The organism is Pedobacter sp. UYEF25, from assembly GCF_054061655.1.
The window spans coordinates 233,692-257,351 of record NZ_JBSSEL010000002.1 but is presented as its reverse complement, the minus strand read 5'-3'; the positions used below and the strand labels follow the sequence as shown (position 1 = coordinate 257,351).

The window sequence follows — 23,660 nt, the reverse complement described above, 5'->3', positions numbered from 1 at the left end:
AAAGTGAGAAAAACGATATTAATTAATTTGGCGCTGACGCTAACTTTCTACGCAAGCACTTTTGCACAGCTTCCTCCAATTTTCACTCCGGCAGAGAAATATGTGACCGAAAAAGACAACAGGGCAAAAGTTTATTTAACGCCTAAACGAATCGTTTGGAGATCTGACGAAACCGGGAAATATGTGATCAACACAGAAAAGTTGTTGAAACCTGGCAATGGACAAGCAGAGTTATTGAACGATGATTTAACTGTTTTAAAAAATGATAAGGAACATAAAGCTGGACTTTTATTAGACTTTGGGAAAGAATTGCATGGAGGTTTACAGTTGGTTACTGGTCTCATGCAGGCGCATGGTCCAGTGAAAGTGCGCATTCGTTTTGGTGAATCTGTAAGTGAAGCCATGGCCGATATTGATACCCTTAAAGGCGCAACCAACGATCACGCCATTCGTGATTTTACATTAGAAGTTCCTTGGCTTGGCGAACTTGAGATCGGAAATACTGGATTTCGGTTTGTGCGAATAGATCTGGTAGATGACGATGCAGAATTATTGTTAAAAGAAGTGAGAGCTATTTTTATCTTTCGAGATGCCCCTTATCTCGGTTCTTTTCACAGCAGTGATGAAAGGCTAAATAAAATTTGGTTAACTGGCGCCTATACTGTGCAGCTAAACATGCAACAATACCTTTGGGATGGCCCTAAGAGAGATAGGTTGGTTTGGGTTGGAGACATGCATCCTGAAGTAATGGCCATCAACACCGTTTTTGGTTATAATGAGGTGGTGCCAAAAAGTTTAAATCTGATTAAAAATGTTACTGCGCTTCCGAATTGGATGAATGGGATAAGCTCCTATTCCATGTGGTGGATCAGGATTCAACGAGAATGGTATCAATATCAAGGCAATCTCACCTATCTTAAACAGCAAAAGGATTACCTTTTGCCATTATTAGATCTTTTAATTTCTAGGGTAAAAGACGGAAACGAAGATTTAGACGGGATGCGCTTTTTAGATTGGCCCACCTTTGCCAACAAACCAGCTGTTCATGCAGGCTTACAAGCCATGATGATGATGACACTAAATGATGGCGCACAGTTGTGTCGTGCTTTAGGCGAAGTAAAAACGGCAGAAAAGTGCGAGGCTACGGTGGTGGAAATGAGGAAACACGTTCCAGATGCGGTTGGAAACAAACAGGCTGCAGCGCTGATGGCTCTTGCCGGTTTAATGCCCGCGAAAGACGCCGATAACAATATAATTTCTGTAGGAGGAACCAAAGATTTTTCTACCTTTTATGGATACTACATGCTCGAAGCGAAGGCAAAAGCTGGCAACTATGAAGGTGCTTTGAACAATATTAGGGATTATTGGGGAGGAATGCTTGATCTGGGCGCGACCACTTTTTGGGAAGACTTTGATTTAAGTTGGATGAAAAATGCTGGACGGATAGACGAATTACTTCCCGAGGGGAAAGTTGATGTCCATGCCACTTATGGGGCTTATAGTTATAAAAAATTGAGACATAGTTTGTCGCACGGCTGGGCATCCGGACCAACATCATGGCTTACACAGCATGTATTGGGTGTGCAAGTGATGGCTCCCGGCTGTAAAGTCTTAAAGATAGAGCCACATTTGGGTGATCTAAACTTTGTGGAAGGTGCTTTTCCTACGCCTTTTGGTGTGGTAAAAATCAAACACACTAAACTTGCAAATGGAAAAATAGAGTCTAAAATTGAGGCGCCAAAGGGAGTACGAATTATTAAAGCATAAATCTTCGTGAGCAAGCATTCTTGTCCACATTCGCTATTGTAAATTAATTGAAACAGCGCGGACAATCAAAAACTCTCCGCTCATTTAGTTCATGCACAATAGCCGACTTAAGTTTTTGAGCCTTAAATGAGGATGCGAATACTTCTTTTAAGATGATTCGGAAACTGAATGAGGTTATTTTATTAAATTATCTCTACTTTTAAAGGCTTATTACCAAATTGGATACTTGTGAAATTAAGAAACTTTTTCAAGCTGATACACATAGATGAATATTCTTCGACTCCAAAATATCTGCAACTAAACGACTCCATCATTACCGCTATAGAAGAGGGGAAGCTAAAGACGGATGACATTTTACCGTCCATTAATGAGATGAGTTATATGCTCGAAATCTCGAGGGATACGGCCGAAAAAGGATATAAGTTTTTGAAATCAAAAGGCATTATTAAGTCGGTACCAGGCAAAGGATATTATATCAGTCGAACCGAATTTAAAAAGAAGCTCAAAATATTTTTGCTGTTTAACAAACTTTCAGCGCATAAAAAAATAATTTATGATGCATTTGTCGCTTCGATTGGTGAAGATGTTTCCATCGATTTTTATATTTATAACAACGACTATACCATATTCAAAAAGTTAATTCAAAACAGAAAGGTAGATTACTCGCATTATGTAATTATTCCTCATTTTGTAGAAGGAGGAGAGTTGGCTTATGAAATAATTAATACACTACCTAAGGATAAGCTTTTGCTTTTGGATAAAAAAATTGCCGGAATAGACGGAAGTTATTCCGCAATTTATGAGAATTTTGAAAAAGACATTTATGAAGCTTTACTATCGGCAAACAAAAGCTTAGGGAAATATCATACTATTAAAATGATTTTTCCGGAGAAAAGCTATTTTCCTAGAGAAATAATAAAGGGCTTTATCAAATTTTGCCAACAATTTGCATTTAACCATAAAATCGTTAGTAATATTGCGTTTGAACCAATTTCATCAGGGGAGGTATTCATCAATTTAATGGAAGATGATTTAGTAGTACTTATAGAAAGAATCGTTTCTATGAATTTGACGATGGGTAAAGATGTTGGCGTCATTTCTTACAACGAAACTCCGCTTAAAAAACTCATTCTCAACGGCGTAACCACCATTTCAACCGATTTTAGAGGCATGGGGACGACGGCTGCAGATATGATTAAAAACCAAGAAACTGGCAATCGTGAAGTTCCATTTCATCTGACTTTAAGATCTTCACTTTAAAGTTTAAAGCAGCAACTATTAAATAATTCGCAACTCGATTTGACTTTCTACGAAACTTTCTACCAATCAAATTCAAGTACTTTTTCAGCATCATTTCATATGTATTTGTTTTTGGAGTGTTAAATCATTTCCGTAGGTTATATAGTTAACCTTCTATAAAATAAATCTTTGTAACATTTTCTTCCATATCATCCCAATTATAAGCTTCTTTTGCGCTTAGCCAGAAAGTATTGAAATCAAACTTTATGGCCATTCCGGAATTTGGGTCGAAGTAGGTTCACTTGATTCAAGTTTACAAAGCATATTTCATAGAAATCTGCCAAGGAAATGTAGCATTCAGAAAAATATGGTTTCGTGGATATTCAATGCTTTCGGGCGTTTTTGTGAAGTTGTTTACATTTTAAAAATTACAAAAAAAAGTATCGGTATCAAAGTGGAAATTGAAAGTGCAAAAATTTTTATTGCTTCATCTTAAAATCTGCAGCTCTAATCATCAAAACTTTAATGTACATACGTAGGAACAAACATCCGACTATTTCATTTTTTATTATCAAAAGTTATGACAAGTTTTTTGACCATGTTAAGAATTGATTCTCGAGCTGACAACAGTCATTGCTTTCAAATATATTTTTATGAAAAAATATAATTTGTGGTCAAGTTGTTAGTAGATTTTTTTGCCGTCAAAGAATTTTGGCAGTACAACAAGGCGAGTCACAATAAGGTGCATTGAGTATTGCATTTAATGGTTTTGTATGAAATTTGGGTCAATTATTACTTCTCTTTGGATTTCGACAGCATGTAAAAAGCCATTTGAAATGGTAAAATGGTGAAGTGAAAGACTGGCTGAAGAAATAATTGCTAACGTACATGACAGAACATGACGGTTCTAAAATCAGCTTTTCTTATTTTAGCAAAACCAAATATAAATTTAATTATAGAAACTGTTATGCAGGCATTATTAGGCGTTATTTATCATTTCTTTGGCGGTTTCGCCTCAGGCAGTTTTTACATCCCTTACAAAAAGGTAAAAGGTTGGTCCTGGGAAAGTTATTGGATAGTTGGAGGGGTTTTTTCGTGGCTCATTGTACCGCCGTTGGCAGCCTATTTAACAATACCTGGTTTTGCCGATATCATTAGAGGTGCATCTGGAACCATTTTATTTTATACTTTTCTCTTTGGCGTATTGTGGGGTATTGGCGGTTTGACCTATGGATTGGGCGTGAGATATTTGGGCGTTGCTTTAGGAAGCTCGATTATTTTGGGCTTATGTTCTGTATTTGGGGCATTGATTCCTTCCATCTTTTATCAATATTATCCGAAAGCTGGCAAAGATTCCATCAGCATGATTGCTGGCTCCACTTGGGGACAACTTGTATTGTTGGGGTTATTAATTTGTGTTATCGGAATAACGGTTTGTGGGATAGCGGGCACCATGAAAGATAAGGATTTAGGCAGCGCAAAAAAAGATGCTTCTGATACGGAGTTTAAAATCGGCTTGGGTTTATTTGTGGCAATCATTTCTGGGATTTTAAGTGCTTGCTTTGCTTTTGGTATTGATGCGGGAAAAGACATGGCTAACGTTGCCAACGAAACTTGGAAGTCAGTCCATCCAAATCAAGGAGAGTTTTTATATCAAAACAATGTTACCTATATTATTATTATGTGGGGAGGATTGCTAACGAACTTTATATGGTGCATGATTTTAAATTTCCGTAACAAAAGCTTTGGTGATTATTCGAATAGAAAAACGCCGCTTTTTAAAAATTATATCTTTTCTGCGTTGGCCGGAACTACTTGGTTTTTGCAGTTTTTCTTTTATGGAATGGGCGAAAGTCGTTTAGGCAACGGCGCCAGCTCTTGGATTTTACACATGGCATTTATTATATTAGTGGCAAACCTTTGGGGAATAATTTTAAAAGAATGGAAAGGTGTTCGCAAAAAAACTTTCGGAACAGTGGTTCTGGGGATCGTAATAATACTCGTATCAGTACTCGTTGTTGGATACGGCAATTCAATTAAATAACAATAAAACTAGTTAATAATCATATGTCAGTAAAAACAACTTCTTTTAAACATGTAAGTTATTTGTGGGATGAGTCTGAAGCAGCCAAGCTCGCAGGCGACGAAGTAGCGCTGTTAATTTATCGGTCTAATTTGTTGGGCGCCGATTTAAGGTTGACCAACTATGGTGGGGGAAATACGTCATGTAAAGCCATTGCCAAAAACCCTTTAACAGGCGAAAACTCGGAAGTTATGTGGATCAAGGGATCTGGTGGAGACATTGGTACGCTTAAAAAAAGCGGACTCGCGGCACTATATGTTGATAGATTAAGGTCTTTAGAAAATGTCTACAAAGGGATGAATTATGAAGATGAAATGGTTGAACTATTTAACCATTGCATTTACGATTTAGCCTCAAAAGCGCCTTCTATTGATACGCCTTTACACGGTTTTTTGCCTTTTAAACACATAGATCATTTACATCCAGATGCAGCTATTGCCATCGCGGCAGCTAAAGATGGAGCGCAGATAACAGCGGATTTGTTTGGTGGTGAGATTGGATGGGTACCTTGGCAAAAGCCAGGTTTCGATCTGGGTTTGCAATTGAAAGAATGCTTAGATAAAAATCCCGGTATTAAAGGAATTATGCTAGGATCTCATGGGTTGTTTACTTGGGGTGATACCGCCTACGAAAGTTACATCAATACTTTAGAGGTCGTTGAGAAATGTGCGGAGTATCTAGAACAAAACTTCGGTAAAAAAGGGCCTGTTTTTGGGGGAGCGAAAATCCAGAATTTAGATAAAGCAGATAGATTAAACAAAGCCGCCGATTTAGCGCCAATTTTGCGTGGCTTCTGCTCTAGTGAGCGAGCAATGCTTGGACACTTTACAGATGATGATAGAGTATTAGAATTTATAAATTCAAACGATCTAGATAAATTGGCGCCGCTAGGAACCAGTTGTCCAGATCACTTTTTGAGAACGAAAATTAGTCCGTTGGTTCTAGAATTAAGCAAAGATGAAGACTTAAGTGATGTAAGTTTAATTAAGGCAAAATTAGCGCCGGCATTTGATGCTTATAGGAAAATGTATGCCGAATATTACGAAGCATGCAAACATTCCAATAGTCCGGCAATTCGCGATGCAAATCCCGTAATTATTATTTATCCAGGTGTCGGCATGTTTTCTTTCGCAAAAGATAAGCAGACGGCACGCGTCGCGTCAGAATTTTACACCAATGCAATTAACGTAATGAAAGGTGCCGAGGCAATTTCCTCATACACCTCATTGCCACGGCAAGAAGCTTTTAATATCGAATATTGGTTGTTAGAAGAAGCAAAATTGCAACGTCAACCAAAGCCAAAAGCGCTTTCAGGAAAAGTGGCTTTGATTACAGGTAGTGCCGGTGGGATTGGAAAAGCAATTGCAAGAAAATTTGTAGAAGAAGGTGCATGCGTCATTTTAAATGACATGAATGCCGAGCGACTGGCAGATGCAGCAGAAGAGTTTAAAAAGGACTTCGGGAAAGATACTTATGCCATTGCTGCTTTAGATGTAACCGATCAAACACAAATTGAAGGAGCAATGAAAGTTGCCGCGTTAAGCTTCGGTGGTGTTGATATTATTATAAATAATGCAGGCTTGTCCATTTCCAAAACAATTGAAGACCATACTCAAAAGGACTGGGATTTATTGTATGATGTTTTGGTAAAAGGTCAGTTTTTTGTAACACAAGCAGCCGCAACCGTTATGAAAAAGCAGGATATGGGAGGGGATGTTATCAACATAGTAAGCAAAAATGCGTTGGTAAGTGGCCCAAATAATGCAGGTTATGGCAGCGCCAAAGCTGCTCAATTGCATTTAAGTAGGCTAAATGCTGCCGAACTTGGCTCCGCAGGCATCAGAGTTAATGTAGTAAATCCCGATGCGGTAATCAGCGACAGCAACATCTGGTCTGGAGGTTGGGCAGCCGGTAGGGCCAAAGCTTACGGCATTACGGTGGCAGAGCTTCCTGCGTATTATGCGAAAAGAACATTGCTAAATAAGATCATCCTTCCGGTAGATATTGCAAATGCCTGTTTCGCATTTACTGGAGGTTTACTTTCAAAATCTACAGGTAATATGTTAAACGTTGATGGTGGCGTTGCGATGGCTTTTGCTAGATAGTATTTAAAATATGGAGCATGTACACCCTTTTTTTTGGGGTATAAATCTTTAAAAATTGATAATCAAATATGAGAATAGATAAAGCACTTATTACCGAACATAATGAGCATTTAGGTTTAAAACACCAGCGAAGATTGGCTAATTTTTTAGAAGAAAACGAAGGCGCTGAATCTCACATGCAAAAGTTAAGAGATTTTCAAATTGCCATTCCAAGCTGGGCCTTAGGAACGGGAGGCACTCGTTTTGGTCGTTTTTCTGGCAGTGGAGAACCAAGTAATTTAGAGGAAAAGATGGAAGACATTGGTTTAATGCACCAATTAAATCAGGCAAGCGGTGCCATCTCACTTCACATCCCTTGGGATATTCCAGAGAATATTGAAAAGATTATGAGCCTGGCAAAATCGCTACATCTAAAGTTTGATGCGATGAATTCAAACACGTTTCAAGACCAGCCAAATCAAAAATACAGCTATAAGTTTGGTTCCTTACAAAACGTCGACAAGAATGTTAGAGACCAAGCAATTGCACATAATATAGAGGTAATTAAGCATGGAGAAGCTTTAGGTTCTAAATCTTTAACCATTTGGTTGTCGGATGGGTCTAACTTTCCTGGTCAATTGAATTTTAGAGAGGCTTTTGAAAACACGTTGGCGGGATTGAAAGAAATCTATGCAGCATTGCCAGCAGATTGGAAAGTATTTATCGAATACAAGTCTAACGAGCCAAATTTTTACTCTACTACTGTTGCAGATTGGGGTCAATCTTTATTATACGCTAACAAATTGGGTCCAAAAGCATATACGCTGGTAGATTTGGGTCATCACTTAGCAAATGCAAATATCGAGCAAATTGTTTCATTATTGTTGATGGAAGGCAAACTCGGGGGGTTCCACTTCAACGATTCAAAATATGGGGATGACGATTTAACGACCGGTGCGATTAAACCTTATCAATTGTTCTTAATTTTTAGCGAGTTGGTAGAAGGTATGGATCATGCGAACATCAACCATGCTGCTGGTTTGGCCTGGATGATTGATGCCTCACACAATGTGAAAGATCCTTTAGAAGATTTATTGCAGTCTGTAGAAGCAATTATGATGGCTTACGCCCAAGCACTTTTGGTGGACAGAAAAGCTTTAAAACATGCTCAACAAAAAAACGATGTAAGTTTGGCCCAGGAGATTTTACAGCAGGCTTATCGCACAGATGTTCGCCCACTAATTGCCGAAGCAAGACTGCAAAGTGGTGGCGCATTAGATCCAATTATGTTATTTAGATCGGCGAAGGTTAGAGAAGAATTGATTAAGGAAAGAGGCACCGAAAGTAAGGCAACGGGACTTTGAGGTAGATATGAGATTTGAAAGTCTTTCATTTTTCATTAAATTTCTATTTTAAGAAGTTCTTTCCTGCAAATGTTATCAGTAAAGAATAACTAGTGTGTTTTAAAAGACGTGCGATGAAAACTGCGCTAAAGACCTTATGGTCAGTTTGTTTAACCTAGCTGTAATTTTCGCATTCTCAAACCTTATTTCTCAAATCTCATTTCTCACATCTAATATAAAGAATGAAGACTCCTGTTATAGCCATATTTGATATTGGTAAGACCAATAAAAAGCTATTTTTATTTGATGAGGATTATAAAATAGTTTTTGAACGTTCTGCCAGATTCCTAGAAATTAAAGATGAAGATGGCGATACGTGTGAAAATTTGGAAAGTCTGCGGCTTTCTGTTTTTGACTCTTTGCACGAAATACTGAGAAACAAGCAGTTCGAAATAAAAGCCATCAATTTTTCTACTTACGGCGCAAGTTTGGTGTATGTAGATGAAAATGGAAGACCTTTGGCACCCCTTTACAATTATCTTAAAGAATATCCGGCTGCATTAAAAGAGCAGTTTTATTCCACATATGGTGGAGAAGAGAAAGTGACGTTGTGTACCGCTTCGCCAGTTTTAGGAAGTTTAAACTCTGGAATGCAGTTGTATCGCATCAAATATGAAAGACCAGAACTGTTTGAGAAAATAAGGTATGCCCTCCACTTGCCTCAATACATGAGCTCTATCATTACCGGAGAGATGCATAGTGACATTACTAGTATCGGTTGCCACACCAATTTTTGGGATTTTGAAAAGTATAGTTATCACAATTGGGTTTACGAAGAAGGAATAGCCAATAAGCTAGCGCCAATCTTTCCAGGCGATGAGGTGATGAAATCTACTTTCCCAAGCGAAAACTATTTAGCTGGAGTTGGGTTGCATGATAGTTCTGCAGCATTAATTCCGTACATTGAGAGTTTTAAAGAACCCTTTATTTTATTGTCAACTGGTACTTGGTGTATTAGTCTAAATCCATTCAATGATAAACCCCTAACTAAGGCAGAATTAGATAAAGACTGTCTTTGTTATTTGTCTTATCAGGCAAAGCCTATAAAAGCATCTCGGTTATTTACTGGTTTTGAGCATGAAGAGGAGGTTAAACGAATTGCTGAGCATTTTAGCTATGCCGTAGGAAAACACCGAACAGCTAAATTATCGCTTTCAGTTATTGAGAAATATTTACCAAAAGGAAGTTTAGCCGCCTATTTTGATGGGTTAGATGACGGCGACTTATCTTTTGCTGATAAGCGGTTGGAAGATTTCGAAGACGATGCTGATGCCTATCATTATTTGGTTTTTACACTTGTTTTTAAGCAATATAAATCCACGCAGTTGGTTTTGAAAAATACCTTGGTAAAAAGAATATTTGTGGATGGCGGGTTCTCCAAGAATCAGATATTTATGAATTTATTAGCGATGGTTTTTCCTGAAATTGAGGTTTATGCTGCTTCTATGGCACAAGCAACCGCTATGGGTGCTGCAGTTGCCATACACAAACACTGGAATTCTAAACCGTTACCAACCGATATGATTGGATTGAAGTTATTTGTATCGCCTGTAAAAAATTAAGAAATGAAAGTTGCATTGTTTATTCCCTGTTATGTTGATCAATTTTATCCAAATGCAGCCGTTGCTACATTAGAATTGCTCGAGAAGTTTGGCTGCCAAGTGACGTATCCAAAAAATCAGACCTGTTGCGGACAGCCCATGGCAAATTCGGGTTTTGAGCATTTAACAGGAGGTTGCGATCGTAATTTTGTAGATAATTTTAGAGGTTTTGATTACATAGTTGCACCTTCTGGAAGTTGCGTTCTCCACATCCAAGACCATTTACATGACGATAGGTATCCTGAGGAAGCAGCTAGAATTAGAGCAACCACTTATGAACTGATTACATTTTTAACGGATGTTTTAAAAGTTGATAACATTCAAGCAAGGTTTCCCCATAAAGTGGGTATTCACCAGAGTTGTCACGGTTTAAGAGGTTTAAAACTTGCCCAGATGAGCGAGTTAAATGCTCCAGATTATTCTAAACCTGTTCATCTTTTAAATATGGTTGATGACATTGAGCTTATTCAATTGGGTCGAGTAGATGAATGCTGTGGTTTTGGAGGTACGTTCTGTGTTGCAGAAGAATCAGTCTCCGTAAAAATGGGTAAAGACAGAGTTGCAGATCACATGCTTCATGGGGCAGAATACATTACAGGTGTAGATATGTCTTGTTTGATGCACATGGAGGGTTTGCTTCATCGAGATAAAAGCGCCATTAAAGTCATCCACATCGCAGAAATATTAAATGGAGGGTAGAAAATGAAAGTAGCAGACCACGCAGAAAGATCCAAAGTTTTTAATGAAGACGAAAACAGAGTTGATTGGCATGATGAAACGCTTTGGTTTATTCGTAAAAAACGCGATGCGGAAACGCATAAAGTTCCCGAGTGGGAAGCGTTAAGAGAGGCAGGTTCTCAAATAAAAAACCACACACTTTCTAATCTCCACGATTATCTTCTGGAATTTGAGGAAAATGCCATTGCCAATGGTATTGTAATTCATTGGGCGGCAGATGCAAAGGAACACAATGACATCGTGCTGAATCTGCTGCGGAAACATAAGATAACAGAAATGGTAAAAAGCAAGTCTATGTTGACTGAAGAATGCCAAATGAATCATTTTTTAAGTGAAAATGGCATCGAAGTAATTGATTCTGATCTTGGAGAACGCATTGTGCAATTGGCCGGTGAAACACCTAGCCATATTGTGTTGCCTTGTATTCATAAAAAGAAAGAAGAAATCGGGGAACTGTTCCACAAATTTTTGGGTACACCAAAAGGAAATGCTGATCCACAATTATTGACAGAGGCAGCAAGACAAAGCCTAAGAGATACATTTTTGACAAGGCGCGCAGCACTAACAGGCGTTAATTTTGCTGTCGCAGAAACAGGCGAATTTGTAGTATGTACAAATGAGGGGAATGCCGATATGGGCGCGCACTTAGCCGATATCCACATTGCGAGTATGGGAATAGAAAAAATTATTCCCAAAAGAAAACATTTGGGAGTCTTTTTAAGGCTACTGACGCGCAGTGCCACAGGACAGCCAATAACCACTTATTCTAGTCATTTTGCAAAACCTGCAGATGGCAAAGAATTACATGTCATTTTGGTAGATAACCAAAGAACGCGACAATTGGGGCGGCCGGATTTTAGAAATTCCCTAAAGTGCATTCGTTGTTCGGCATGCTTTAATACATGTCCCGTTTATCGGCGGAGCGGTGGGCACAGCTATAACAGCGTAATTGCAGGACCAATTGGTTCTATTTTGGCTCCTAACTGGGATATGAAAGCGCATGCCGATTTACCTTTTGCATCCTCTCTTTGTGGGTCATGTAGCAATGTTTGTCCGGTTAAAATAGACATTCATGAACAGTTGTATAAATGGCGACAAGTTATTGTGAAAGAAGGGTATGTAGACCCTAAAAAAGTGGTTGCAATGCAGGTTATGGCTAAAACATTGGCTTCGCCCACGCTCTATAGATTTGCCGGAAAAGCAGCTAGAACCACCCTTAAATATGCGCCGTTTGTGGTTAACAATAAATTTAACCCGTGGTTTTTGCAAAGAGATATGCCCGAGGTACCGAAGGCATCATTTGGAGAATGGTACAGTAAAAATAGAAAAGACAATGACTAGCAGAGAGAAAATATTGGCTGCGGTAAAAGAAAGTCAACCAGAGCTAACGGGTTTACCAAATCTTGATCTATTCTATCAAGTCGCAGGCGAGCCGAAAGAAAACTTACGAAATTTTATCGCAACTGCAGAACGAATTGGATCGACTGTTTACGAGGTAGAAACTTATCATCAAATCGTTAATCAATTAAGAAGTGATTTTGACTTATTAGGAAAGAGAGTTGTATCTGCAGTCCGTGAGTTAGATGTCATCGCAGATGAATACAATGGTACTGACAATCACGCCTTGGCAGACGTGGAGTTGATGCTACTGCCTACACATTTTGGAGTGGCAGAAAATGGCGCTTGTTGGGTAAATGACGCCCTCTATAACGAAAGGCTACTGCCGTTTATTCCGCAACATTTAGTTTTTGTTTTAAAAAAAGAACATATTGTAGCTAACATGCATTTAGCTTACGAGCTTATTTCAGACAATTCTTATGGCTTTGGTGCATTTATTGCAGGTCCGTCTAAAACGGCTGATATAGAGCAAAGTTTAGTATTAGGCGCTCATGGTCCAAGGAGTTTGCGACTGTTTTTGATTTAGTAAAAGTGTTGGAAAATTTTAAAACATTTAATTTGTAGTTTTAAAAGCCTCTTGTTAAAAGAAGAATTGCAGTATTCTAATGCCTACTGGAAGAGTCGGAGTGAAAAAACTTTTTTAGGCTTGATACCGATAAGCCAATAGTTTTTTAACATGTTTTTAATAAAAAAATAAAATTTTTTATTAGAACAACCAATCTCAATAACAGTTATAACTTTTTCAAGGCAATACCGTATGGAATCAAGTCGTACTTTACTAGATCTAAAACAGGATATTTTGACTGTCTTTCCGAAAATCTGTAGGTCTGAAACCCGTTTTCTCTTTAAATATTTTAGAAAAATAAAAATAGTCGAAGTTTAGATCGAAAGAAATTTCTTTTATAGGCGTGCTTGAGTTAGATAAAAGTTCCTTCGCTTTTTCGATTTTCAGTTGCAGATAATATTGGCCGGGCGATAAGCCTGTATAATTTTTAAATAATTTGCGAAACCAAGAGTAACCGACATTTAACTCTTGCGCAGCACTTTCTGGCGAATATGTATTGTTCAGGTTTGATCTAAATAGCAAGCGAGCTTTATTGATTAGAATTTCTTCTTCCTTATTTTCGGTAGCGTTTTGTTTTACGGTGGCGTGGCATGTACCGAGTAAGTGAAGCACTGCCCCAGAAATAAGCGGTTGATAACCCGGCCTCTCTAGTTTTGTTTTTTCAATAATGCAATTATAAATGTCAAATACGTTTTCATTAAAACCTATATGCAAACATGGATTTTCTCGCCTCAAATATCCGGTTGCAACTAAATTGTCTATCACATTACCCTTTATACCTACCCAGTATTCATCCCACCCAGTCTGACTGTCTGGTTTATAACGATGTCTTTCGTTCGGAAACAATACGATCACAGTACCTGCATTTACTACGGTTTGTTTAAAGCTCTCAGATTCAAATATTCCCTTTCCATTTGTAATGTAAATAATTTGGTATTCTTGCAATACTCTCCAACTGCCCCAATTGAAATTGTGATGCGCGGGATGGCTTTTTAATGGATAAACATTGGTTGCTTGAATATGTGTACAGCCAGCGTTTAAAACAGCTAAGCCCCAACTTTCATCTTCTTTGCTAACAGGAAGGTACTTATAATAGTTCACCATGGCTAAGTATAAAAATCCAAATAAAATGATTTTTTGGAGGTAGTAGAAAGATAAATTTGGTTAGTAAAAGCAGTACTTAGTGTAAAACTAAAAATAGCAAATCCTTTCCGATTTGTTGGCATATAAATCAAAAAGTATAGCCTATTTATCAAAATATTAAGTTGTTTCCCTAAACGACGTTTACATTGTAAATGAACAGAATTAATTCCTCTGCCATTGGGGTTTCAAAAGGTCAAAATGTGTAGGTTAATTGCCAAATCATCCATTTTTACGCATCAGTATTCAAATACTTTTGGAAAGTTATTGTCGGCTGAAGAAGGTTTTTTTAAATACAACTCTTAAACTGATGTAATCAACAAAAAGGTAGGTTCAAAGCTTATCGGAATTTTTTAACCAAATTGAGCGCGTTTGAGGTTCAATCGCGTATTATTTAAATAAAAACCAACTCATGAAGCGTATAGCAACCATTGGCTTAATTTTGCTCGTCCTTCAGGTTAGCGCACAAATTCCCGAAATAAAGATTCAGTGGGATCATACTGTATTCACCTCGAAATCGACACCTACCTTACAGGTAGTAGGCAACCCAATGTTGCGCCAAGGTGCTCCAATGCATAACGCTGCCTTTAACGCGCTGCAGAATTTGGACGCAGATTATGTAAGATACGTCCCTTGGTTTCCCTATCCAAGGTTGGCAGTGGCAGAGTTGGAGCCTCCGGGCGATAAAACATCTTGGGATTTTAGGCTGATAGATCCAATGACCGCTGACTTTATGAGACACACCGAGGGACATGCTGTAATGATGAACTTTAGCACCATTCCACAGTGGATGTTTAAAACAGACATTAAAGTTATTTATCCTGATGATCCCAATCAAGTAAGTTGGAGTTACGGTGGCGGTACTAAATTTAGGGACACAACGCTAAAAGAACTCACTGATTATTACGTTAGACTGGTAAGTTGGTACACAAAAGGTGGGTTTACCGATGAGTTAGGCAAGTATCATAAATCAGGCTATCACTATAATTTCGACTATTGGGAGGTATTAAACGAACCAGATTTAGAACATAATATGTCGCCGCAAACTTATGCGTTGGTATATGATGCAATAGTTACTGCGCTCAAACCAATCATGCCAAAAACCAAGTTTGTTGGTTTGGCATTGGCTTACGAAAAACCCGAATGGTTCGAGTATTTCCTAAATGCTGCGAATCATAAACCTGGTATCCCAATAGACATGCTATCCTATCATTGTTACGCAGGGGCAAATCAAAATCAAAAAATCGACGCTGATGATTACACGGTTTTTGATAAAGCAGAGGGTTTTATAGATAAAGTGAGGTTTATAGAAAACATACGGGCGCGACTGGCGCCAAAAACCCGTACAGATATTAACGAACTGGGGACATTTGTAAGTGACGAGATGCGAAATCAACCAATTGACCCAAAATTTTTTAATATATCTGCAGGCGTATATGGCTACTTTTTCGTAGAATTATCAAAGCTTGGTATCGATGTGATCGGAGAATCGCAATTGGTAGGATTCCCCACTCAGTTTCCCGACGTTACCATGATTAACCATTTAAACAATAAACCAAATGCGCGTTATTGGGTGCTTAAGTTAATTAAAGATCATATAACGGTAGGCAGCAAATTAATTCAAACCAATGTTGAGGTTAATAACGGTGATGACATTTTAGCACAGGCCTATAGCAATAAAAAAAGCCGAATGCTTTTAATAATTAACAAGCGAAACAAAACCATTAACGTTAAATTGCCTACCGAATTTAAAGGTGCCGAGATGAGTTCAGTTGATGGTGAATCTGGGGACAATGAACCGATTGCAACAGAAATTACAAGGGAAACCATAGATGTAAAACCTTTTTCGGTAAAATTGATAGTTTTAACTAAATAACCATCAAATGATTAGAATAGCATTCAAAATGAAGTTAAAGATCGGTGTGAATCAAGAATATAAAAAACGTCACGATGCACTTTGGCCGGAAATGAAGATTTGGCTAAAGAAAAGTGGCATTTGCGATTACAGTATTTTTTTGGACGTAGAAACTAGGGTTTTGTTTGCAGTCCAAAACGTAGACATTCAAATACGTGATCAAAATCTTAATGCAGATGACAAAATTTTAAAAAAATGGTGGCATTACATGGCTGATTTAATGGAGGTAAACGACGATTCCTCACCAGTCATGTCATCTTTAGAGGAAATGTTCTATTTAGATTAACATCAGGCCAATTGTTAACGCAAATAGGCTATAGCTAAATAAAAGCATTTACGTTTTTCTATTTTACAAAATACCTAGTAGTGATATGTTTAGAAATGTTATAATAATTCTCGCTTGCATTCTTTTAAATGCTTCGAACGTGCAAGCTCAGTTGGTGCAATTTAAAGCTGACTTTATCAAACCGGCTGATCGCTACAAACCCGGCGTGTATTGGTATTTTATGGATGGTAATATGTCTGCCGAAACCATCACCAAAGATTTGGAATCTATGAAAAAAGCCGGGATTGCTAACCTCATTTTTTTAGAGGTTAACGTAGGCATACCTAGAGGATCTGTTGAGTTTCTTGGAAGCAAATGGACTGCACTTTTCATTCATGCCGAAAAGGAAGCCCGACGTTTGGGCATCGAGATTACTTTAGGCATTGGACCAGGTTGGACTGGTAGTGGCGGACCCTGGGTAAAAGCTGAAGAATCGATGCAGCACCTTGTATCAAGTGCTATAACAGTTTCGGCCAACGATCATAAGAAGATTGTGTTGCCGCTTCCTCCTCCAAAGAATCCTTTTTTTGGAGAAAATAGTCTTACGGCAGAAATTAAAAAAGAGTGGTTGGCATATTATAGAGATGTGGCTGTTTTAGCTTTCCCAAGCCGTGAGGAAATTAAACCAATAGCCGATTATGAAGAAAAAGCGTTGTATTACCGGGCCCCCTTTAGCTCTGCGGTAGTTAAACCATACCTGCCTTCCCCAACTGCCGAAAAAGGGGATCCAAACTCAATCATCGCTAAAAATAAAATACTGGATTTAACTGACAAAATGCAGCCTGACGGCACACTTAACTGGACGCCGCCTAGTGGAAAATGGACAATTATGCGTTTGGTTAGTCGGAACAACGGCGCTATAACTAGGCCTGCTCCAATTCCGGGGCTCGGTTTTGAGTCGGATAAATTTGATACCACTGCATTGAACCACCACTTGGATGCTTACGTGGGAAATCTGTTGAATAAAATTCCTAAGATAAATCCCAATACTCAAGGCGGATTAAAACGCTTGCACATGGACAGCTGGGAAATGGGCGCTCAAAATTGGACAGCTAATTTTAGAAATGAATTTATTAAACGGCGTGGTTATGATCCGATTAAATATTATCCGGTTTATGCTGGTAATATTGTTAATAGTTTAGCCGAAAGTGAGCGGTTTTTGTGGGATCTCCGACAAACATCGCAAGAACTTGTGTTGCAAAATCATGCAATGCATGTTAAGGAATACGCCAAGCGACATCATCTATCCTTATCTATCGAACCCTATGACATGAACCCAACGGCAGATCTTGATTTGGGGAGTGTAGCTGACGTACCGATGGCGGAATTTTGGAGTAAGGGATTTGGTTTCAACTCAAGTTATAGTGTAATTGAGGCAACTTCTATTGGACATATCATGGGCAAATCGCTTATTCCGGCAGAGGCTTTTACTGCGCAAAATAATGAAGGATGGAAACAATATCCAGGGAGGATGAAAAACCAGGGTGATTGGGCGTTTGCAGCTGGAATAAATCGGTTCGTATATCATACCTTTCAGAATCAATTTTTACCTGATTCATTAAAACCTGGCGCAACAATGGGCCCTTATGGCGTTCATTGGGACAGAAGCCAAACCTGGTGGCCAATGGTAAGCGGGTATCATGAGTATGTTACGCGCTGCCAATTTATATTGCAACAGGGGCGGAGTGTCGCCGATCTGCTGTATTTGACGCCAGAAGGTGCCCCTTTCGTTTTCATTCCGCCCTTTTCGGCAATACTTGGCGATACCATTGGAGATAGGAGAGGTTATAACTTTGATGGTTGTTCGCCAAATCAACTCATGAAAGCTGTTGTGAAAGACAGGCAGATAGTTTTCCCCAGTGGGGCGACCTATCGTTTATTGGTTTTGCCGAGATATGAATCGATGACCCCTGAACTGCTTGCTAAAATTGGCGAGCTGGTAAAGAGCGGCGCAATCATTGTCGGAAGCCCGCCGCTCAGATCTCCAAGTTTAGTTAATTTTCCTGATTGCGATCTTCAGGTGAAAGCACTTGGAGAAAAAATCTGGGGAGCGACGAATGAGCCTGCTACAAAAACGCTACATAAATATGGAGCCGGGATCGTTATTTGGGGTGGAGACATTAGCAAGTCTATTGACAATCTCTATCCAACGTATGATGCAACTGCACAAATATTGAAGGAAATGAAAGTGAAGGAAGATTTTACTTCAGATGGGCCTGTAAGATATACCCATCGTACAGATCCCAATTGGGACATTTACTTTGTCGCAAATAAATCTGATAAAATAATCGATATAACTGGGCGATTCAGAAGTACAAAAGGTTCTCCGGAAATTTGGGATCCTGTAACAAGTAAAATAGAAAGTAGGAATAAATTTATAGTTAACGATGGGATAACTTCAGTTTCTTTACATTTAGCTGCTTACCAAAGTTGTTTTGTAGTTTTCGGCAAAGGCAATAAATCTCCATCAACAACAGCTAGCGAATCGATCGTACAGAAAACATTATTGACGTTAAAAGGACCTTGGGACGTAAGTTTTGATCCAATATGGGGAGGCCCCGCGCATGTCGTTTTTAAAGACCTTGTTGATTGGAGCAAGAATGCGGATGACGGAATTAAACATTATTCTGGCATAGCGGTTTACCACAAAAAGTTCGATTTACCTAAGCTACTGTCAGGGCCGGTATATATAGATTTGGGTGTTGTAAAGGAAATGGCGCGGGTAACGCTAAATGGAAAAAATTTAGGCATAATATGGACTGCGCCTTGGCGTATAGACATAGCGTCGGCTTTGCGAAAAAAGGGGAATGATCTTAAAATTGAAGTTGTAAATTTATGGGCAAATCGCCTTATTGGCGACGAGAAAAAGCCTTACGACGGCATAGTGGATGATAAATGGCCAGAATGGCTTTTAACTAACACGCCTCGAACAAGTGGGCGATTTACTTTCACAACAACAAATCAATACAGTGCAGATTCTCCTTTAATGGGGTCGGGTCTTATTGGTCCTGTAAGAATTATTCAGCAGCTAGAAAAAAAATAAAATAATTTATGTTTAATAATAACACGGTTAAAATTGGGTTATTCGGAATAGGTTTGGAGGTATATTGGCGGCAGTTTCAGGGGCTTAAAGATCGCTTAAACGGTTACCTGAAAATTGTGGCCGACAACATAGAGGCATTGGATGTAGCTATAGTAAACATGGGTATGGTAGATACGGCAGAAAAATCTTTTGAAGCCGGCGATCTATTCAAAGCTGAAGATGTAGATCTTATATTTATTTACGTTTCTACGTATGCCTTATCCGCCAACGTCCTTCCTGCTGTGCGAAAAGCTGGGGTGCCCATCATTATACTTAACCTTTCTCCCGAAGCAAGCATAGACTATCAAGTTTTTAATAAGCTAGCTGATCGAACCACCATGACCGGAGAATGGCTGGCGCATTGTTCTGCGTGCGCTGTGCCCGAAATTGCCAACGTTTTTAAAAGGTGTAATATTCCATTTTATCAGGTAACTGGTATGTTAATTAATGATGAATATGTGTGGAAGGAAATTAATCAATGGATTGAAGCTTCCAGAGTTGCGAGGATAATGTTTTACAACAGACTTGGATTAATGGGCGGCTATTATGGCGGAATGATGGACATTTACACAGACTTAACGCTGCAAAATTCAACTTTTGGAGGGCATATGGAGGTCATTGAAGTCGATGAATTATCGGGATTGGTGGCATTGGTGAACGAGGAAGAAATTGAGAATAAATTAACAGAAATTCAAAAGGAATTCGAAATTCAAGACGACTGTGAAGCGCACGAGTTGCGCAGAGCTGCAAAAACAGCGGTAGCACTTGATAAGATAGTGGCCAAATATCAGTTAGGATCCCTTGCTTATTATCATAAAGGAAATGGCAATTCAGCAAATGAAAGTACCATAAGTTCGATCATACTTGGTACTTCGCTTTTAACGGGGAGAAATATTCCTGTTGCAGGAGAATTTGAGGTGAAAAATGTGCAAGCGATGAAAATTATAGATAGTTTTGGTGCAGGTGGCTCATTTACAGAATATTATGCGATGGATTACAAAGATGATGTGGTGTTGATGGGGCATGATGGCCCCTGTCATCCTCGAATAGCCGAAGGTAAAGTTAAAGTCAGACCTCTTCAGGTTTATCATGGCAAAGTTGGCAGAGGGTTGTCGGTTGAAATGTCTGTAAGCCATGGTGAGGTAACGTTACTTTCTGTAGTGGAAGTTGGAGACGGAACTATAAAATTTCTCGTTGCAGAAGGAGAAAGTGTGTCGGGACAAAACTTAGCAATTGGCAATACAAACAGTCGGTATAAATTTTCTGTTGGCGCTCGGAACTTTGTTGAGCTGTGGAGCGAACAGGGTCCGGCTCATCATTGCGCCATTGGTAAAGGCCATATCGCTGCAAAAATAAAAAAGCTCGGAAAGATATTAAAGATCGAAACGGTTCAAGTATGTTAGTCAGACCTATGTAAAGCTAGTCTACTTTAGCCATAACTTAGATAAACTTCCCCATTAATGTTGTCAATTTAATACTAAAATCAAAAAGCTAGATCAATGATCTAGCTTTTTGATTTTGACGTAGCTGCTATGAATTAACAAAGAAACTCAATATCAGTAATTACTTTTCATCGCAAAAACTGCTTCTTCGAAATGTTAAATTAGATTAAGCGATTGTTCCAATTTTCTGATAAATTACCTAGAATAATGGTAAGTTCCAGATGCTACTGTATGTTTTTCATAGTCTTTACCTTGGGCGTTCGGCACAAATATATCTGCGGTTGTATTTGGAGGAATCGTTACAGTCATATCTAGTTTATTGTCATTAATTTTCCATTTAGAGGCAATGGTTCCATAAGCACAATCAAATGTTCCCTCAGCCCACGTTAAGCCTCCGCCAATTTCTGGTTTAATAATAATTTGTTTATACCCGGCACTTTCAGGTTGGATTCCTGCTACATGCTTGTACATCCAATCGCCAATCGCGCCATAGGAATAATGATTAAATGAATTCATACTAGGATTCTCAAAACTTCCGTCGGGTTTCTCACCGTCCCAACGTTCCCAAATGGTTGTTGCGCCCATCTTTACAGGATATAACCAAGAAGGGTAGGTATCTTGTAAAAGCAAATTATACGCTACATCAGTGCGATTGAAACGCGTTAGCACCTGACAAAGATACGGGGTGCCTAAAAAGCCAGTGGTGATGTGATTTCCGTAACTTTTTATATTGTCTACTAGCCTATCTACGGCTTGCTGCCTTAAATTTTCTGGCAACATATCAAAGTTTAGCGCGAGTACATAAGCTGTTTGAGTACCAGAAACAAGCCTACCGTTCGGACTCAAATATTCCTTTACAAAGGCAGCCTTTATAGCAGTTAACAAGTCGTTGTATTTCCTAACATCTTCCTGGTTATTTAATACATTTGCCGCATTGATAAGCAGCTGAGTAGAGTGTGCATAAAACGCTTGAGCAATGAGGTATTTATCGGTTATTGCAGCCCTGCCATCGTTGTCATCGTCAGGGCGATAAAATAGCCAGTCGCCAAAGTGAGATCCTGTATTCCAAAGATTATTGGTGCTTTTCTGAGCCATGTAATCTACCCACATTTTCATACTTTGGTATTGATTGTTCAGAATTTCTTTGTCGCCATAAGCAATATACATGTTCCATGGAATAACGGTAGCCGCATCTCCCCAGCCTGCCGAACCTGCCTGCCCATTTCCGAGAACATCTGGGATCACATAAGGTACGCTTCCATTAGGTAATTGATCTGCTTTTACATCTTTCATCCATTTGGTAAAAAAGCCCGCTACGTCCATGTTATAAGCTGCCGTGCTAGAGAAAACCTGTGCGTCGCCCGTCCATCCTAAGCGTTCATCGCGCTGCGGACAATCTGTGGGAACATCTACAAAGTTTCCTTTTTGTCCCCAAAGAATGTTGTGCTGAAGCTGATTGATCATAGGATTTGAAGTAATGAATGTTCCCGTTGTTTTCATGTCTGAGTAAACAGCGATCGCCGTAAAATCAGCTAACTTAGGCGTTCCTAGAAATCCCTCAAGTTTGATGTATCTAAATCCTTGATAAGTAAAGTGAGGTTCGTATGTTTCCTCGGCATCCCCTTTTAAGGTGTACGTGATCAATTGTTTTGCACTACGTAAATTTTCTGTGTAAAAGTTGCCAGCTTTATCGAGTACTTCTGCATGTTCAATTTTAACTACAGCGCCTTTTTCACCTTTTACTTTAAATTTCACCCAACCCACTAAATTTTGTCCAAAATCAAGGACGATTTCCCCTTTCGGAGTTGTAATAAGTTGCTTAGGTTTAAATTCTTCATGTTTGCGAGCAAGCGGACTTATGCTGCTTTCAATTTTTTCGGTACCTGCGGGAATTACTGCAACACTTTTCCATTTAGCAGCATTGTATCCAGCACTCGCCCATCCAGAAAGTTCAAGACGAGCGTCATATGTTTCGCCATTGTACAAATCTGAAGTGATGATAGGGCCCAAGTGATATTTCCATGAATCATCTGTTTGGACGAGTTGCTTTTCTCCATCTGTATACTCTATTTCTAGCTGTAGCAAACCACCTAATTGATTCCCGTAGTAGCTATTTTGTCCATTAAACCCAATATGTCCCTTATACCAACCATCACCAATGATTAAGCCTACGGTATTTTCACCTTTTTTAACCATATCAGTTACATCGTAGGTTTGATACAATAAACGTTTTTTGTAGCTCGTCCATCCAGGGGTAAAAAAATCACTTCCTATCCGTTTTCCATTCAAATGTGCCTCATACATTCCATGGGCAGTGATGTACGCCGTCGCTGATTTTATGGTCTTTGATGAGTTGAACGTTTTTCTAAAATATGGACTTGGGCCGAGCGTGGTGTCACCAACAAAAGTGGTAATCCACTTTGCCGTCCAGTCAGTTGGCGACAACATTCCCGTTTGCCAATAGTTGGCGGTTGTCCAAGCAGATTTTTTGTTATTATTGTCTTTTACCCTTACTTCCCAATAATAGCGAGTCTTGGATTTTAGTGGTTTTCCTGCATAATTTACTTGATTTGATTCAGCATTTTTAACTTCACCGCTTTCCCAGATTAAATTTTTCCCAGATTTCAAGTCATTCATTTTCTCCGCAACCCTTATTTCATAGGACTGCTGACTAATGCCCTTTCGACTGCTTTCTAACTTCCAGCTAAATCGAGGATGGGTGTTGTCGATCCCGATTGGGTGAAGACTGTATTCTACTTTCAAATCAGCCACCTCAAATTTTTGTGCACTGACCTTAAATGTAACCAACATAAAAAGAAGGATTACCATCAACTTCTGATTAAAAATTTTTTTACCTAGCATGTTTAATTAAATACGG

Annotated in this window: 15 protein-coding genes; 13 read left to right on the top strand and 2 right to left on the bottom strand. The window is 38.9% G+C overall.

The window, feature by feature from the left end; all coding sequences use genetic code 11:
- Positions 1-3 precede the first annotated feature (3 nt).
- From ACVWYG_RS03095 to ACVWYG_RS03055, 9 genes are all read left to right on the top strand, one after another.
- A complete protein-coding gene (locus ACVWYG_RS03095; RefSeq protein WP_457268667.1) occupies positions 4-1,767 on the top strand; it encodes an alpha-L-rhamnosidase-related protein in 1,764 nt (587 codons plus the stop codon).
- A gap of 228 nt (positions 1,768-1,995) precedes the next feature.
- Entirely contained in the window at positions 1,996-3,027 is a 1,032-nt protein-coding gene (locus ACVWYG_RS03090) for a GntR family transcriptional regulator (RefSeq protein ID WP_457268666.1), read from the top strand.
- A 946-nt stretch (positions 3,028-3,973) separates the two neighbouring features.
- On the top strand, positions 3,974-5,050 hold the full coding sequence (gene rhaT, locus ACVWYG_RS03085) for an L-rhamnose/proton symporter RhaT (protein WP_457268665.1): 1,077 nt from the start codon (positions 3,974-3,976) through the stop codon (positions 5,048-5,050).
- A 23-nt stretch (positions 5,051-5,073) separates the two neighbouring features.
- The gene (locus ACVWYG_RS03080) at positions 5,074-7,194 is read left to right on the top strand and encodes a bifunctional aldolase/short-chain dehydrogenase (protein ID WP_457268664.1); all 2,121 of its coding nucleotides are present in this window, start codon (positions 5,074-5,076) and stop codon (positions 7,192-7,194) included.
- Between the two features lie 68 nt (positions 7,195-7,262).
- A complete protein-coding gene (locus tag ACVWYG_RS03075) occupies positions 7,263-8,537 on the top strand; it encodes a sugar isomerase (protein WP_457268663.1) in 1,275 nt (424 codons plus the stop codon).
- Between the two features lie 221 nt (positions 8,538-8,758).
- The gene (locus ACVWYG_RS03070; protein ID WP_457268662.1) at positions 8,759-10,138 is read left to right on the top strand and encodes an FGGY-family carbohydrate kinase; all 1,380 of its coding nucleotides are present in this window, start codon (positions 8,759-8,761) and stop codon (positions 10,136-10,138) included.
- Positions 10,139-10,141: 3 nt separating this feature from the next.
- Entirely contained in the window at positions 10,142-10,876 is a 735-nt protein-coding gene (locus ACVWYG_RS03065; RefSeq protein WP_457268661.1) for a (Fe-S)-binding protein, read from the top strand.
- 3 nt (positions 10,877-10,879) lie between these two features.
- Positions 10,880-12,256, top strand: a complete 1,377-nt coding sequence (locus ACVWYG_RS03060; protein WP_457268660.1) for a lactate utilization protein B — start codon at positions 10,880-10,882, stop codon at positions 12,254-12,256.
- Positions 12,249-12,839: a LutC/YkgG family protein gene (locus tag ACVWYG_RS03055; protein ID WP_457268659.1), complete on the top strand. Its 591-nt coding sequence runs from the start codon at positions 12,249-12,251 to the stop codon at positions 12,837-12,839. The genes ACVWYG_RS03060 and ACVWYG_RS03055 overlap by 8 nt, the downstream gene beginning before the upstream one ends.
- 258 nt (positions 12,840-13,097) lie before the next feature.
- Here ACVWYG_RS03055 and ACVWYG_RS03050 read toward each other — a convergent pair whose 3' ends face one another.
- A complete protein-coding gene (locus ACVWYG_RS03050; protein WP_457268658.1) occupies positions 13,098-13,982 on the bottom strand; it encodes an AraC family transcriptional regulator in 885 nt (294 codons plus the stop codon).
- A 448-nt stretch (positions 13,983-14,430) separates the two neighbouring features.
- Between ACVWYG_RS03050 and ACVWYG_RS03045 the strand changes: the two genes are divergently transcribed.
- The 4 genes from ACVWYG_RS03045 (at position 14,431) to ACVWYG_RS03030 (ending at position 20,743) form a co-directional block, all read left to right on the top strand.
- The gene (locus ACVWYG_RS03045; protein WP_457268657.1) at positions 14,431-15,894 is read left to right on the top strand and encodes a glycosyl hydrolase family 39; all 1,464 of its coding nucleotides are present in this window, start codon (positions 14,431-14,433) and stop codon (positions 15,892-15,894) included.
- A 7-nt stretch (positions 15,895-15,901) separates the two neighbouring features.
- On the top strand, positions 15,902-16,219 hold the full coding sequence (rhaM, locus tag ACVWYG_RS03040; protein WP_457268656.1) for an L-rhamnose mutarotase: 318 nt from the start codon (positions 15,902-15,904) through the stop codon (positions 16,217-16,219).
- Between the two features lie 85 nt (positions 16,220-16,304).
- Positions 16,305-19,301 carry a glycosyl hydrolase gene (locus ACVWYG_RS03035; protein WP_457268655.1) on the top strand — a complete coding sequence of 999 codons (2,997 nt, stop codon included), beginning with the start codon at positions 16,305-16,307 and terminating at the stop codon, positions 19,299-19,301.
- 8 nt (positions 19,302-19,309) lie between these two features.
- Positions 19,310-20,743 carry an arabinose isomerase gene (locus tag ACVWYG_RS03030; protein ID WP_457268654.1) on the top strand — a complete coding sequence of 478 codons (1,434 nt, stop codon included), beginning with the start codon at positions 19,310-19,312 and terminating at the stop codon, positions 20,741-20,743.
- Positions 20,744-20,977: 234 nt separating this feature from the next.
- On the opposite strand, the gene ACVWYG_RS03025 is transcribed toward ACVWYG_RS03030, so the two are convergent.
- On the bottom strand, positions 20,978-23,644 hold the full coding sequence (locus ACVWYG_RS03025; RefSeq protein WP_457268653.1) for a family 78 glycoside hydrolase catalytic domain: 2,667 nt from the start codon (positions 23,642-23,644) through the stop codon (positions 20,978-20,980).
- Between the last annotated feature and the right edge of the window lie 16 nt (positions 23,645-23,660).